At 42.1% G+C, this 16,396-nt stretch carries 13 protein-coding genes; all 13 read left to right on the top strand.

Features of this window, described 5'->3' with window-relative positions:
- The first annotated feature begins 125 nt into the window (after positions 1–125).
- Entirely contained in the window at positions 126–848 is a 723-nt protein-coding gene (pyrH, locus tag AC1DVB_RS12345; protein WP_034313639.1) for a UMP kinase, read from the top strand.
- Between the two features lie 3 nt (positions 849–851).
- The gene (frr, locus tag AC1DVB_RS12340) at positions 852–1,409 is read left to right on the top strand and encodes a ribosome recycling factor (RefSeq protein ID WP_034313637.1); all 558 of its coding nucleotides are present in this window, start codon (positions 852–854) and stop codon (positions 1,407–1,409) included.
- Between the two features lie 400 nt (positions 1,410–1,809).
- Complete coding sequence (locus AC1DVB_RS12335) at positions 1,810–2,583, top strand: isoprenyl transferase (protein WP_477589441.1); 774 nt, start codon at positions 1,810–1,812, stop codon at positions 2,581–2,583.
- A gap of 25 nt (positions 2,584–2,608) precedes the next feature.
- On the top strand, positions 2,609–3,406 hold the full coding sequence (locus AC1DVB_RS12330) for a phosphatidate cytidylyltransferase (protein WP_034315397.1): 798 nt from the start codon (positions 2,609–2,611) through the stop codon (positions 3,404–3,406).
- A 43-nt stretch (positions 3,407–3,449) separates the two neighbouring features.
- On the top strand, positions 3,450–4,610 hold the full coding sequence (gene dxr, locus AC1DVB_RS12325; protein ID WP_034313632.1) for a 1-deoxy-D-xylulose-5-phosphate reductoisomerase: 1,161 nt from the start codon (positions 3,450–3,452) through the stop codon (positions 4,608–4,610).
- Positions 4,611–4,617: 7 nt separating this feature from the next.
- Positions 4,618–5,886 (top strand): RIP metalloprotease RseP, encoded by a 1,269-nt coding sequence (rseP, locus tag AC1DVB_RS12320; RefSeq protein ID WP_034313629.1) that lies wholly within the window; start codon positions 4,618–4,620, stop codon positions 5,884–5,886.
- Positions 5,887–6,155: 269 nt separating this feature from the next.
- Positions 6,156–7,856 (top strand): proline--tRNA ligase, encoded by a 1,701-nt coding sequence (locus tag AC1DVB_RS12315; protein ID WP_239860681.1) that lies wholly within the window; start codon positions 6,156–6,158, stop codon positions 7,854–7,856.
- A gap of 165 nt (positions 7,857–8,021) precedes the next feature.
- On the top strand, positions 8,022–12,344 hold the full coding sequence (locus tag AC1DVB_RS12310) for a PolC-type DNA polymerase III (RefSeq protein WP_057278400.1): 4,323 nt from the start codon (positions 8,022–8,024) through the stop codon (positions 12,342–12,344).
- A gap of 193 nt (positions 12,345–12,537) precedes the next feature.
- Complete coding sequence (gene rimP / locus AC1DVB_RS12305; RefSeq protein ID WP_057278399.1) at positions 12,538–13,011, top strand: ribosome maturation factor RimP; 474 nt, start codon at positions 12,538–12,540, stop codon at positions 13,009–13,011.
- A gap of 43 nt (positions 13,012–13,054) precedes the next feature.
- Positions 13,055–14,185: a transcription termination factor NusA gene (gene nusA, locus AC1DVB_RS12300; protein WP_057278398.1), complete on the top strand. Its 1,131-nt coding sequence runs from the start codon at positions 13,055–13,057 to the stop codon at positions 14,183–14,185.
- 16 nt (positions 14,186–14,201) lie between these two features.
- Positions 14,202–14,477: an RNase P modulator RnpM gene (gene rnpM, locus AC1DVB_RS12295; RefSeq protein ID WP_034313617.1), complete on the top strand. Its 276-nt coding sequence runs from the start codon at positions 14,202–14,204 to the stop codon at positions 14,475–14,477.
- Between the two features lie 4 nt (positions 14,478–14,481).
- Positions 14,482–14,787 carry a YlxQ family RNA-binding protein gene (locus AC1DVB_RS12290; RefSeq protein ID WP_034313614.1) on the top strand — a complete coding sequence of 102 codons (306 nt, stop codon included), beginning with the start codon at positions 14,482–14,484 and terminating at the stop codon, positions 14,785–14,787.
- Positions 14,788–14,806: 19 nt separating this feature from the next.
- Positions 14,807–16,396 (top strand): translation initiation factor IF-2 (gene infB / locus AC1DVB_RS12285; protein ID WP_477589437.1); only part of this gene is annotated, 1,590 nt, incomplete at its 3' end.

The following is a 16,396-nucleotide window of genomic DNA, read 5'->3' as shown; positions in this document are numbered from 1 at the left end:
TTGTCAGATAATTAATAATGGGGAACACTCTTGTGTTCCCTATTTTTTGAAATGTCATGATTTTTTGGCAGTACTGCAAGAAAGCATGRTGAACGAATGAAAAGATTACATAGTTGGAGGTTCTCATGAGTAACGCTAAATATAAACGTGTCGTTCTAAAACTAAGTGGTGAAGCATTAGCCGGTGAAGAAGGATTTGGAATTAACCCTGCAGTAATTAAATCCATTGCTGAACAAGTCAAGGAAGTGGCTGAGCTTGATGTGGAAGTAGCTGTTGTTGTCGGTGGCGGAAACATCTGGCGCGGGAAAATAGGCAGTGAAATGGGCATGGATCGTGCTAATGCCGATTATATGGGGATGTTGGCTACAGTCATGAACTCATTGGCATTACAAGACAGCCTTGATCAGCTTGGAATTGAAACACGCGTGCAAACTTCCATTGAGATGAGACAAGTAGCAGAACCATACATTAGACGCCGTGCAATCAGGCATCTAGAGAAAAAGAGAGTGGTGATTTTTGCAGCTGGTACAGGTAATCCATACTTCTCAACGGATACCACTGCCGCCCTGCGTGCTGCAGAAATTGAAGCTGATGTCATCTTGATGGCGAAGAATAATGTGGATGGCGTATACAATGCAGATCCGGTTAAAGACAAAAATGCAGTGAAGTATGATAAACTTTCCTATCTTGATGTGATTAAAGAAGGGTTAGAAGTAATGGATTCAACTGCGTCCTCACTATGCATGGACAATGATATTCCATTGATCGTCTTCTCGATCATGGAAAAAGGCAATATTAAACGGGCCGTTTTAGGCGAAACGCTTGGAACTATTGTAAGGGGGAAATAAAAGATGCCGAAACAAGTTATTTCGAATGCGAAAACGAAAATGGAAAAAGCCATTGGAGCGTACACACGTGAATTAGCAAGCATCCGTGCCGGAAGGGCAAATGCCTCATTGCTTGATAGAATCTCGATTGATTATTATGGTTCGCCGACACCAGTTAATCAGGTGGCTGGTATTTCTGTCCCGGAAGCTAGACTATTAGTCATTCAACCATATGATAAAACGGTATTGGGTGAAATCGAAAAGGCGATTTTGAAATCAGACTTAGGCTTAAATCCTTCTAATGACGGATCGATCATCAGGATAGCCATCCCGGCGTTAACTGAAGAGCGCAGAAAAGAGCTTGTGAAAGTTGTGAAAAAAGAAGCGGAAGAGGCAAAAATAGCTGTCCGTAATGTGCGTCGCGATGCTAATGATGATTTGAAAAAGCTTGAAAAAAGTGGTGAAATCACTGAAGATGATTTGCGTGGCTATGCTGATGACATCCAAAAGATGACAGATGGCAATATCACGAAAATCGATGAAATTACAAAAGATAAAGAAAAAGAAATTTTGGAAGTATAATTTCCATTGAAGAATTGATTAAATAAAGAGGGCCGAATCCATACTGGGTCATGTCTTGGTGCTAACATATAGGTGTGCTTAAAGGAGAAAACTGTTATAATAAGGTTTCTCCGATAATGATTACTCCTTGAGTTAGTATGTTGCATGCAAACGTTGGAGGTGGCCTTTTTTTTGCATTTTTCATGTCAGTCATAATCGGTTTCAGAAAAAAAGAAGGAATGATTTCTCCCTTTCAAGCTTCTAATGAAGAAATAATTTTCATAATAATAATATGAGAACCAGTTTTTTTTTGATATTATAATATAGATTCTTTTTAAGCGGCAGAAAGCTTGATATACATAGTGCACGAAAAACTTTGCCTTTGTAGAGAGATAAGTACAACCTGATGGGGGACTAACATATGTATTCACTTTGGAAGCGTTTCGTTAAAAAAGATGCTTCTTCCGATGTAACAAATAGGATTCAGCATATTAAACAGTTTGATGTTCCTCAGCATATCGCCATCATTATGGATGGGAACGGCCGTTGGGCCAAAAAGCGTGCATTGCCACGTGTGGCGGGTCATCATGAAGGTATGAAAACCGTTCGTAGAATTACGAAAGTTGCCAATAAATTAGGGGTCAAAACTTTAACGGTCTATGCGTTTTCCACTGAAAATTGGAAACGCCCGAAAAGTGAAGTCGACTTTTTGATGAAGCTGCCCCAGGAATTTCTTGGGACTTTTTTGCCCGAGCTCATTTCGGAAAATGTTAGAGTTGATACGATTGGGGACTTGTCACTCATTCCGTCACATACTCAAAGTGCCGTTAAACGGGCAATGGAAGACACGAAAGACAATGATGGGATGATTCTGAATTTTGCCCTGAACTATGGAAGCCGTGGGGAGATTGTATCTGCAGTGAATAGCATCATTCAAGATGCTAAGAATGGTATAATAAAGGAAAATGTAACGGAGGAAATGGTATCCAGTTACCTGATGRCCAAACATTTGTCGGATCCCGATTTACTGATCCGTACTAGCGGTGAAATCCGTTTAAGTAATTTCATGCTTTGGCAGTCTGCTTATACGGAGCTTTGGTTTACTGAAGTGCTGTGGCCGGATTTTAGTGAAGAGCATTTATTGCAGGCAGTTGAGGAGTATCAAAAGCGTTCACGAAGATTCGGTGGCGTTTAATGTAGAAGGCGAGGAAAATGGAATAATGAAACAACGAATTATTACGGCGGTCGTAGTTGCCGCTATCTTCATTCCACTAGTCATTTTAGGGGGCACTCCCTTTTTACTGACGGTTTATCTGTTAGGTTCAATTGGTTTGTACGAACTGATGAAAATGAAAAAGTTACGTGTACTTTCTTTTGAAGCATTTCTTTCTCACATATTATTGTGGGTGCTTTTATTGCCTAATGAGCATACCGCTTTTTTGGCAGAAATTAATTATGATAAAGTTCAAGTATTCTTGATCGGGGTTTTGCTGCTGTTACTTTATACAGTCGTTTCAAAAAACCGTTTTACCTTTGATGACGCAGGCTTTCTAGTGATTTCAATCCTATACTTGGGGATAGGTTTCTACTTCCTATTTGAAACACGTGACTCTTTGGGGTTGGGGCTGATCTATATCCTGCTTACCCTATTTACGATCTGGGCAACTGATTCCGGAGCCTACTTCATTGGTAAATCGCTTGGTAAAAGAAAGCTATGGCCAGAAATAAGTCCAAACAAGACGGTGGAAGGATTTATCGGCGGGTTAATATCCGCGATGGTGGTGGGTGTTTTATTTTACGCCTTCTCCAGCCTTGATTACACGTTATTACAATTATTATTGATTTCATTAATCATTGGGGTATTCGGCCAATTGGGTGATCTCGTCCAATCCGCGTATAAACGTCATTATGGCGTTAAGGATTCAGGGAATCTTCTCCCGGGACATGGTGGAATTTTGGACAGGCTAGATAGTGTGATCTTCATTTTACCGATTTTGCATTTATTGCATGTTTTATAATATAAATATAGGCAAGCGTTATATGAATTAGGAGATGAACAATTTGAAAAATATCAGCCTTTTGGGCGCGACAGGATCGATTGGTCAACAAACGGCGGATGTAGTCAGGTCCCATCCAGATCAATTCAAGATCGTGGCGCTTTCTGCTGGAAAGAATATAGAATTGGTCAGGACTTATATACAAGAGTTTGAACCGAAACTGGTTTCAGTCCAGACGGAAGAAGATTATCATGTTTTGAAAAGTGAATTCTCCAACCGCAAAGATATCGAGTTCATGTATGGGGATGAGGGATTGACTGCTGTTGCTGTTTATGGTCAGGCGACGATATTGGTCAATGCCGTCATCGGAAGCGTGGGTCTTTATCCGACACTTCAAGCAATAAAGGCAAAAAAGGATATTGCTATCGCCAACAAGGAGACGTTGGTGACGGCGGGTCATTTGGTCATGAGTGAAGCAAAAAAAGCGGGGGTCAGATTGCTGCCGGTTGACAGTGAGCATTCAGCTATTTTTCAGGCACTGCAAGGTGAAAAGGAAAAAAATATAGAACGTCTTGTCATTACTGCTTCAGGAGGCAGTTTTCGAGATCGGACCAGGGAAGAATTGAAGGATGTAACGGTGGAAGAGGCACTGAACCATCCGAACTGGTCAATGGGAGCTAAAATCACGATCGATTCAGCATCAATGATGAATAAAGGGTTGGAAGTGATTGAGGCCCATTGGCTATTCGATCTTCCCTACGATAAAATTGATGTATTGCTACATAAGGAGAGCATCATCCATTCCATGGTTGAGTTTCATGACTCCAGCGTGATAGCACAACTGGGGACACCGGATATGCGGGTGCCGATACAATATGCACTTACTTATCCAGACCGTATTCCGCTGGCAGGCCGCAAACGATTGAACCTTGCTGAAGCAGGCAAACTGCATTTCAGGGATATGGATTTCACCAGATATCCTTGTTTGCAATTCGCTTATAAAGCAGGTAAAATGGGCGGAACGATGACTACTGTATTGAATGCCGCCAATGAAGCTGCAGTCTCTGCATTCTTATCTGGAAAGGTAACCTTCCTTGAAATTGAGACGTTAATTGAAAAAGCGCTGAATCAGCATTCCGTCATAGCCCTTCCAGATTTAGAAACGATTCAGGAAGTCGATAATATGACAAGGCAGTATATAGAATCTTTAGTGAAAGATAGGTGACCGGAACATGCAGACTTTAGAAACGATTATAGCGTTCATCATCATTTTTGGAGCTCTAGTTTTTTTCCATGAGCTTGGGCACTTAGTGTTTGCAAAGCGAGCAGGAATCTTATGCCGTGAGTTCGCAATCGGTTTCGGGCCAAAAGTATTCACATATAAAAAGAAGGAAACCGTTTATACCATCCGATTGCTTCCTCTTGGCGGTTACGTGCGTATGGCCGGTGAAGACGCAGAAAATATAGAATTGAAACCCGGCTATCGGGTGGGGTTAATGTTCGATAATGATGAGAATGTTACAAAGATCATTTTGAACAATAAAGATAAATATCCTGATATTCGACTTGTGGAAGTTGAAGTGATCGACCTTGATCATAAACTGATCCTTACTGGTTATGAAGAGGGAGAGGAAGATACACTAAAAACGTTTGCCATCCATAAAGAGGCTGTGATCGTTGAAAATGGTGTAGAGAACCAGATTGCTCCTTTTGACCGGCAATTTGCCTCAAAGTCGCTTGGGCATCGTTTTCTGACGATTGTAGCTGGTCCGGCAATGAATTTCGTTTTGGCTTTTGTCATTTTTGTGCTGATCGGCCTGTTTCAAGGTGTCGTGGTGGATGAAGCGAAACTAGGTGAGTTGACTCCGGATGGTTCGGCTGTAAATGCCGGTTTAAAATCGGGAGATGTCATTCAATCCATAGAAGGTACGGAAGTCTCGACTTGGGGAGATGTTCAGGAAAGCATTCAAAAGAACCCTGGGCAAGAGATCGAGTTTGTCGTTGACAGGGACGGGAAAACACTAGAAGTACCGGTTGTTCCACAAGAAGTGGAAAGGGAAGGGAAGAAAATCGGGATTATCGGTGTTTACCCTCCGGTTGAAAAAGCACCGATTAAAGCTATACAATATGGTTTTACAGAAACGTATTTTTGGACAAAACAAATCTTCATTATCCTTGGTGATCTTGTTACGGGCGGATTTACGATCGACAGTTTATCTGGTCCTGTAGGCATATATAAATCAACTGAGGAAGTGGCAAAACAAGGTTTATTCACGTTAATGAAATGGGCAGGGCTGCTCAGCATTAACCTGGGAATCATGAACCTGCTTCCGCTGCCGGCATTGGATGGAGGAAGACTGTTATTCTTTGTGGTCGAATTCTTAAGAGGGAAACCAATTGACCGTCAAAAAGAAGGGATGGTCCACTTCATCGGCTTTGCTTTGCTGATGTTATTGATGATTGTCGTTACCTGGAATGACATCCAGCGATTCTTCCTGTAAGACATGTTTGGATATTGCAAAAACTGGCCAGCAGAATTATCTGTTGGCCGTTTTCTTATCTGAAGGGATTTCCTAGTTTTTTAATCGTTTTGGGGAAATTGTTTGTTTTCTAGGGAAATCGTAAGTATAATCGAGAATGAGTATATTAAATTAGCTTTTCTGAATGACCGGAAAGTCTTTTTTGTATGAAATGACCGTATTAAAATGTTGCGGTATCAAATTTACCGAAGCTGCAAGTAATTTAAAGGAAATATTGAAGAGGTGCAAATATGAAACAAAGTATGACGTTGATCCCTACATTGAGGGAAGTGCCTGCAGATGCTGAAATCAAAAGTCATCAGCTGCTATTGCGTGCAGGATTTATGAGACAAAATTCCAGCGGGGTTTATAGTTTTATGCCGCTTGGAAAAAAGGTGCTTCAAAAGGTTGAGGCGATCGTTAGGGAAGAACTGGAAAATGCAGGTGCAGTGGAACTGTTGATGCCGGCTTTACAACAAGCTGAATTCTGGCAGGAATCTGGACGCTGGTATACTTATGGTCCAGAGTTGATGCGGCTTAAGGATCGCAACAACCGTGAATTTGCGCTTGGTGCCACGCATGAAGAAGTGATAACCAGTTTAGTTCGCGATGAGGTTAAATCCTATAAGCGTCTTCCATTGACGGTTTACCAAATCCAAACCAAATTCCGTGATGAAAAAAGACCGCGTTTCGGATTGTTGCGTGGACGTGAGTTCATCATGAAGGATGCTTATTCTTTCCATGCTAATCAAGAAAGCCTGGATGCTGTATATAAAAATTTATTTGCGGCATATTCGAATATATTTAGCCGTTGTGGGTTGAACTTCCGTGCGGTCATTGCCGATTCTGGGGCAATGGGTGGTAAGGATACACATGAATTCATGGTCCTGTCTGAAATAGGGGAGGATACCATCGCTTATTCGGATACTTCCGATTATGCAGCCAATATTGAAATGGCACCTGTGAATGTAAAATATGAAAAAAGCAGCGAAGAACAAATTGCACTTGAAAAAATTCATACACCGGGTCAAAAGTCGATAGAAGAAGTTGCTGCATTCCTGAATACCGATGCAGCGAAACTAATAAAATCATTATTGTTTAAAGTGGATGAAAAGTATGTGCTAGTTTTGGTACGAGGAGATCATGAAGTCAATGATATCAAGCTGAAGAACTTCTATAACGCTTCAATCGTTGATTTGGTCGATCCAAATGAGACGAAGGAAGTCTTGGGATGTGCAATTGGATCTCTTGGACCAATAAATGTCACTTCTGATGTGGAAGTGATTGCGGATCTTGCCGTCGAAGCCATGGTTAATGGAGTTTGTGGTGCAAATGAGGAAGACCACCATTATGTGAACGTCAATCCCGCTCGTGATTTTAACGTGGCCAATTATATAGATCTTCGTTTCATCCAAGAGGGTGACCTATCGCCCGACGGAAACGGAAAAATTAAATTTGCCAAAGGAATTGAGGTAGGCCACGTATTCAAGCTGGGAACAAAATATTCCGAAGCTATGAATGCGACATTCCTGGATGAGAATGGACGGTCGCAGCCAATGATCATGGGATGTTATGGTATTGGGGTTTCCCGTACACTTGCAGCTGTCGCTGAACAATTCAACGATGAAAAAGGATTGGTCTGGCCAAAGAATTTAGCTCCATACCAAGTCCATTTGATTCCAATCAATATGAAGGATGAGGCTCAGGCTGCCCTGGCAGAAGATTTATATAAAGATTTAAAGGCACAAGGCATGGAAGTTCTAATGGATGATCGTCAAGAACGTGCAGGCGTAAAATTCGCAGACTCCGACTTGATCGGTCTCCCTGTCAGGGTGACTGTTGGTAAAAAGGCATCCGACGGAATTGTCGAAGTGAAAATTCGCAAAACGGGTGAGGTTCTTGAACTTGAAAGAGCTGAACTAACTCAAAAGCTTCACGAAATACTGGGATAATTTAAAAATGGGGGAACTAGGCATCATTCAATCGGATGATGCCTTTCCTTTTCATGGATTTGGATACTAGTGAAACATTCATGATATGTTATAATAGCCTCTGATATCAAAACGAAAATGCTAGTGAATAATATCTAAAGAGATAGTAGATAGGGGAGAGAGGGAATGGATCAAAATCCAAATAGCGGTAGAGAGAGATTTCAACTCTTGCTCCAGCAAATGGACTTGACCGAGGATGCCTTTGTGAATTATTTCATAGGTGCCGAAATTGATAAACTCTCAATCGAGAGGGAGTCCAAAACATGGCATTTTGCCTTTAATATACCTGCATTGATTCCTTGCAGTGTTCATACAAGACTTGCTACTCATCTAGCAAGTACGTTTTCCCATATTGCAAAGGTCACATTCAACTTGAACGTGGCCAATCCGCAAGTGACCGAGCAATTGGTAAAAGAGTATTGGAAAAACTGCATTGGCGAGCTTGAAGGCATGTCTCCAGCACTGTTATCGCTCCTGAATGAACAAGTGCCAACGGTAAATGGATATAAGCTTATCGTAAGCGCCCGAAATGATACGGAAGCTGGTCAGCTGAAACGAAAATACTCCGGCATCATTTCGAATATCTACCAAACATTCGGTTTTCCTCCGTTGACACTTGAAGCGGAAGTGAAGGAAACGGTGTCGAATCCTGATTACCAAAAGTTTTTGGAAGAGAAACAAAAGGAAGACGCGGAAAAGGGACTTGCTGCGCTAGTGGAAATGCAGAAGAAAGAATCGGAAAAAGGCGGCGACGATGGCGTCTACGAAGGACCGGTTAAAATTGGCTACACGATTAAAGAAGATGCGGATTTCCGCAGAATCGAACAAATTATCGATGAAGAGCGCAGGATTGCTATCGAAGGATTCGTATTTGATGCAGAAGTGCGTGAGTTGCGAAGCGGACGAAGCCTGTTGACATTTAAAGTCACGGATTATACGAGCTCGATATTGGTCAAAATGTTTTCGCGTGATAAAGAAGATGCTGCCATACTTGCCCGAGTGAAAAAAGGGATGTGGGTACGTGCCCAAGGCAGCATTCAAAATGATACATTCGTACGTGACCTTGTAATGATCGCAAATGATATAAATGAAATTTCTAAACAAGGACGGCAGGATAAGGCACCGGAAGGAGAAAAGCGTGTAGAACTGCATATGCATACCCCAATGAGCTCGATGGATGCAGTGACACCTACTTCAGCGCTTGTTGCCCAAGCTGCAAAGTGGGGGCATAAGGCTGTTGCCATTACAGATCATGCGGGAGCACAATCATTCCCTGAAGCTTATAGTGCCGGGAAAAAGAATGGTATCAAAATCCTTTATGGCGTCGAAGTGAATCTTGTAAATGATGGTGTACCCATCGTTTATAATGAGGCGCATATCGCTTTGGCAGATGCAACCTATGTTGTGTTTGACGTAGAGACGACGGGTCTGTCAGCCGTTTATGATACGATCATTGAATTTGCTGCAGTCAAAATCCGTGACGGGGACATCATTGATCGATTCGAGTCATTTGCTAATCCGCATCACCCACTATCCAATACGACGATAGAATTGACTGGAATCACTGATGATCTTGTAGAAAATGCTCCAGAAGTCTCGGAAGTGCTGGAAAAGTTCAAGGAATGGGCGGGCGATGCGATCCTGGTTGCCCACAACGCAGCCTTCGATATGGGGTTTTTGAATATAGGTTATAAAAACTTGGGTTATCCTAAAGCTTCCAATCCTGTGCTTGATACATTGGAACTTGCCCGTTTCTTATATCCGGAGTTTAAAAATCACCGGTTAAATACACTATGTAAAAAGTTCGATATTGATTTGACCCAGCATCATAGGGCCATTTATGACGCCGAAGCTACAGGTTACCTTATGCTGAAGATGCTGAAGGATGCAATGGAAAAGGAGATTACCCATCATGATCAACTTAATGACAATATGGGTAAAGGAAATGCTTACCAGCGTTCCCGGCCGTCCCATTGTACGTTGATCGCGCAAACACAGGCGGGGTTAAAAAACCTTTTTAAATTAATTTCAATATCACACATCGATTATTTCTATCGTGTGCCCCGATTACCGCGCTCACAACTTAAAAAGTATCGTGAAGGAATCCTGGTCGGATCGGGATGTGATAAAGGGGAAGTTTTTGAAGGGATGATGCAGAAGGGTTTTGAGGAAGTCGTCGATATCGCCGAATTCTACGATTATCTTGAAATCCATCCGAAGGAAGTGTATCAGCATTTGATTGAGCTTGAATATGTACGGGATGATAAATCATTAGAAACGATCATCTCCAATATCGTCAAGCTTGGTGAAAAGCTGGACAAGCCAGTCGTAGCCACGGGAAATGTGCATTATTTGGATCCGAATGATAAAATTTACCGTAAAATCCTTGTGAATTCACAAGGCGGCGCGAACCCGTTGAATCGTCATAAGCTTCCTGACGTACATTTTCGGACAACAGATGAAATGCTGCGGGAATTCTCCTTCCTCGGTTCCGAGAAAGCCAAAGAGGTCGTGGTAACCAACACGAATAAAATCGCTGATATGATTGAAGAAATCAAGCCAATCAAGGATGAGTTATACACACCTAAAATTGAAGGTGCAGATGAAGAGATGCGTGAAATGAGTTATGGCATGGCAAGGAAGATTTATGGGGAAAACCTGCCGGAAATCGTGGAAGCCCGTCTTGAGAAAGAATTGAAAAGCATCATCGGCCACGGTTTTGCCGTTATTTATTTAATTTCCCACAAGCTTGTTAAAAAATCATTGAATGATGGTTATCTAGTTGGCTCAAGGGGGTCGGTTGGATCATCTTTCGTTGCCACCATGACTGAAATTACAGAGGTGAACCCTCTTCCGCCGCATTATGTATGTCCTGAGTGCAAGAAATCCGAATTCTTCAATGACGGTTCTGTAGGTTCCGGGTTTGACCTGCCCGATAAAGACTGTCCCGATTGTGGCATCGCTTATACAAAAGACGGGCATGATATCCCGTTTGAAACTTTCCTTGGATTTAAAGGGGATAAGGTTCCGGATATCGACTTGAACTTCTCCGGTGAATATCAGCCGAAGGCCCATAACTATACGAAGGTCTTATTCGGTGAAGAATATGTATATCGTGCCGGAACGATTGGTACGGTCGCTGAAAAAACGGCTTATGGATATGTAAAAGGGTATTCCTCTGATAATAACATCCATATGCGCGGAGCCGAGACCGATCGCCTTGTTGCCGGTTGCACTGGTGTGAAAAGGACGACTGGACAGCACCCGGGCGGAATCATCGTCGTTCCGGATTATATGGATATCTATGATTTCACACCAATTCAGTTCCCTGCGGATGACCGGAATTCAGAGTGGAAAACAACTCACTTTGATTTCCATTCCATTCACGATAATATTTTGAAACTTGATATACTTGGACACGATGATCCGACAGTAATCCGGATGCTTCAAGATTTAAGTGGCATCGATCCAAAGACCGTTCCTACCGATGATCCGGAAGTAATGAAAATATTCAGCAGTACTGAATCTCTAGGAGTTACCGAAGAACAGATCATGTGTAAAACGGGTACGCTTGGCATCCCGGAATTTGGTACGCGTTTTGTCCGGCAGATGCTTGAAGATACGAAACCTACGACTTTTTCCGAGCTTGTTCAGATTTCAGGCCTTTCCCACGGTACGGATGTATGGCTGAGCAATGCACAGGAACTGATCCACAACCGGATCTGCACACTAAGTGAGGTTATAGGCTGCCGGGATGATATTATGGTCTATCTGATCTATCAAGGTCTCGATCCTTCCCTGGCGTTTAAAATCATGGAATCTGTACGTAAAGGGAAAGGGCTCTCGGAGGAATTCGAAGAGGAAATGAGGAAAAATGAGGTGCCGGAATGGTATATCGATTCATGTAAGAAGATTAAATACATGTTCCCGAAAGCCCATGCTGCAGCTTACGTCTTAATGGCTGTCCGGATTGCCTATTTTAAAGTGCATCTGCCCTTATTATACTATGCGGCCTATTTCACAGTACGTGCCGATGATTTTGAAATCGACGCCATGACACGGGGATCGCAAGCGATCAAAGCAAAAATGGAAGAAATCATGGTAAAGGGATTGGATGCATCCACAAAGGAAAAGAATACATTGACGGTTCTTGAACTAGCTTTGGAAATGTGTGAACGAGGATATTCATTCGCTAAAGTGGACTTGTACAAATCCAGTGCAGATCAATTCCTAATTGAAGGAAATACTTTGATTCCGCCTTTCAATTCGATACCTGGTCTTGGAACGAATGCGGCGATCAATATTGTCAACGCACGGGGAAATGGTGAATTCCTCTCCAAAGAAGACCTTCAACAGCGGGGGAAGGTTTCGAAGACCATCCTTGAATACCTTGATAAACAAGGCTGTCTGGAGTCATTGCCTGAACAAAATCAGTTATCTTTATTTTAAAAGAGGAAACGGATTTCAAAAAGGAAGAAACAGACATGATATTTGCAAAAATATCTTGATTATGGTATATTTTTATTGGAAATACTAAGAGGAACCAATGGCAAGAGTGGGGAAACCCACTCTTTCGTGTTGTAATGACCATTTATTTTGAATCCGAAACCAAGCGCATACAACGCACGTATGGAGGAAACAAATGAGTAAAAAGGTAACGGAAGTCGTAGAGGAATTAGCATTACCAATTCTTGAAGAATTGCAGCTTGAATTAGTCGAAGTGGAGTATGTGAAGGAAGGTAAAAGCTGGTTCCTTCGAGTGTACATTGATAAAGAAACAGGCGTAGATATTGATGATTGCGGAAATGTGAGTGAAAAACTCAGTGAAAAGCTTGATGAGGTTGATCCGATTCCACAAAATTATTTTCTCGAAGTTTCATCACCCGGAGCTGAAAGGCCTCTGAAAAAAGAGAAGGATTTCCTTAATGCTATCGGTAAAAATGTTTACATAAAAACATACGAGCCCATTTTAGATGAAAAAGAATTCGAAGGAATCTTAACCAGTTTCGATGGTGAAGAAGTGACAATCGAAGTCAGAATCAAGACAAGAAAGAAAACGATCGTCATACCATTCGAAAAGGTAGCCAAAGCAAGATTGGCGATTACCTTCGCTTAAGTCAAGCAAATCATTAATTTAAATATCCGTAAGGGGGATCACCATGGGCAATGAGTTATTGGATGCTCTCTATATTTTAGAAAACGAAAAAGGAATTTCCAGGGAGGTTTTGATCGACGCGATTGAATCTGCCCTTATATCGGCATATCGCCGTAACTTTAACCAAGCACAAAATGTACGTATCGACTTGAATCTTGGTAAAGGAACAATGCGTGTATTTGCCAGAAAAGACGTTGTTGACGAAGTGTTCGATTCGCGTCTGGAAATTTCTGTTGAAGAAGCAAGAGCAATTGATCCCAACTATCAGTTAGATGATGTTGTCGAAATGGAAGTAACACCTAAGGATTTCGGCCGTATTGCTGCACAAACAGCAAAACAAGTTGTCACTCAAAGGGTGCGTGAAGCGGAACGGGGCATCATTTATGCCGAATTCATCGATCGTGAAGAGGATATCATGACTGGTATCGTTCAACGCCAGGATTCCCGATTCATTTATGTGAGCTTAGGTAAAATCGAGGCTTTGCTCCCGGTGAATGAGCAAATGCCGAATGAACAATATAAACCGCATGACCGCATTAAAGTTTTCATCACTAAAGTTGAAAAGACTTCCAAGGGTCCGCAAATTTTTGTATCCCGTTCACATCCTGGCCTTTTAAAACGTTTATTCGAAATCGAAGTGCCTGAAATTTTCGATGGAACAGTCGAGATCAAGTCAGTTGCCCGCGAAGCAGGCGACCGTTCAAAAATCTCCGTGCACTCCGATAACGAAGAAGTCGATCCTGTCGGTTCCTGTGTAGGCCAAAAAGGCCAGCGTGTTCAGGCCATAGTCAACGAATTGAAAGGTGAAAAGATCGATATCGTCAAATGGTCGGAGAATCCGGTCATTTTCGTTGCGAATGCTTTAAGCCCTTCAAAAGTACTTGAGGTCATTGTTAAAGAAGAGGAAAAGGCGACGACTGTAATCGTACCGGATTATCAACTCTCCCTGGCAATTGGTAAGCGTGGACAAAATGCCCGTTTAGCTGCCAAGCTTACAGGCTGGAAAATTGATATCAAGAGTGAAACGGAAGCCCGCGAAGCTGGTATATATCCTGTGGAAGAACAGGAATTCCTTTTGAGCAGAGATAGTTATGTTACTGAAGAGGAAACAGATTTCGAAGAGGATAACGAGTAATTCGAGGTGAAAAAAGATGAATAACCGAAAAAAAATCCCGATGCGTAAATGTGTGGCGACAGGCGAAATGAAGCCGAAGAAAGAACTCATTCGCATCGTTCGATCTAAAGAAGGGGAAGTCAGCCTGGATCCGACCGGTAAGAAATCTGGAAGGGGAGCTTATTTGACTCTTGATCGGGATGTTATCGAGCTGGCCAAAAAGAAAAATGTGCTGGCTAATCACCTTAGTACCCAAATCGATTCTTCCCTTTATGAACAATTGCTCGAATTAGTGAATAAGGAGAAAAACTAACACCATGACCCAACAACAACAATGGATGTCTCTATTAGGTTTGGCCAATCGAGCACGCAAGCTAATTTCGGGTGAAGAATTAGTGGTTAAAGAGATTAGAAGCGGTAATGCCAAAGTTGTTATTTTATCCGCGGACGCTTCAAAAAACACTGAAAAAAAAATATCTGATAAGTGCGCATTTTATCAGGTTCCTTTAAAAAGAGTCGAAAGCAGGTCATTGCTCGGCCATGCGATAGGTAAGGATGCTAGAGTTGCCGTCGCAGTTCTGGATGAAGGTTTTGCACAAAAACTCCGAACGCTGCTCGATTAAATTTTACGGGGGTGAACGTATGACAAAATTGCGTGTATATGAATATGCAAAACAAAAGAACGTTTCAAGCAAGGATGTAATAAATAAACTTAAAGAAATGAATATAGAGGTAACAAACCATATGACAGCATTAGACGATTCAACTGTAAATAAATTAAACGATTCAATCAAACCTAAAAACGAAGATAAAAGCCAAGAGCCAAAAGCTAACGCTACGGTTGCGAAGTACGAAGCCGAAGCGGATGAAAAGAGCACTGTCAATAAAGAAAAACTGAAGAAGAAACCACCAGTTAAACCTGTAGGGACGAAAAAACCAACTGGCGGCCAGTTCAACAAGGGTCGCAATAACAAGAATAAAAATAATAAACAAAGACAACAAGCGCCTCAGGCACCTGTTACAAAACGTAAAGAAAGAGAACTTCCAGAGAAAATTACGTTTTATGAGTCTTTGACGGTTATGGAACTTGGAAAAAAACTTCACCGTGAACCTTCTGAAATCATTAAAAAGCTCTTTATGCTTGGTGTTATGGCAACTATCAACCAAACTTTGGATAAAGATGCAATTGAATTGATTTGTGCGGAATACGGTGTAGTGGCCGAAGAAGAGATTCGTGTCGATCTAACAGACCTTGAATCACTTGTCACTGAGGATGCTTCTGAAGATTTGATTGAACGTCCGGCTGTCGTGACGATCATGGGTCACGTTGACCATGGTAAAACGACATTGCTTGATTCTATACGCCATACAAAAGTCACTGAAGGCGAAGCGGGCGGAATCACTCAGCATATCGGTGCTTATCAAGTTAAAGTTAACGATAAGAAAATAACATTCCTTGATACACCAGGTCATGCTGCGTTTACAACAATGCGTGCCCGCGGTGCACAAGTTACCGATATCACCATTCTTGTCGTCGCTGCGGATGATGGCGTCATGCCTCAAACGATTGAAGCGATCAACCATGCTAAAGCGGCAGAAGTTCCAATTATCGTTGCTGTAAATAAGATGGATAAAGAAGCTGCCAATCCGGACCGTGTCATGCAAGAATTGACAGAACATGGTTTAGTTTCTGAAGCATGGGGCGGAGACACAATTTTCGTACCAATTTCAGCTAAGAACGGTGAGGGTATCGATAGCTTGCTTGAAATGATTCTTCTTGTCAGTGAAGTGGAGGAGTATAAAGCGAATCCATCTCGTAAAGCAAATGGAACGGTTATCGAAGCACGTTTGGATAAAGGGCGCGGATCGGTTGCCACATTGCTTGTTCAAAACGGAACGTTGAAAATTGGGGATCCGATCGTTATCGGTAATACATTCGGACGTGTTCGTGCGATGGTCAACGATCTTGGACGCCGTGTTAAGGATGCAGGTCCTTCAACACCGGTTGAAATCACTGGATTGAACGAAGTGCCGCAAGCCGGCGATCGTTTCATCGTCTTTGAAGATGAGAAAACGGCCCGTCAAGTTGGGGAAGTGCGTGCACAGAGACAACTTGCTTCACAACGTAATGAGAAATCCCGTGTAACCCTAGATACTTTGTTCGAACAAATGAAAGAAGGGGAAATAAAAGAATTGAACATCATTCTAAAAGCTGATGTTCAGGGTTCTGCG

This window comes from Peribacillus sp. P4_D6 (genome assembly GCF_056401795.1).
This window is presented reverse-complemented; position numbering and strand designations above follow the sequence as displayed.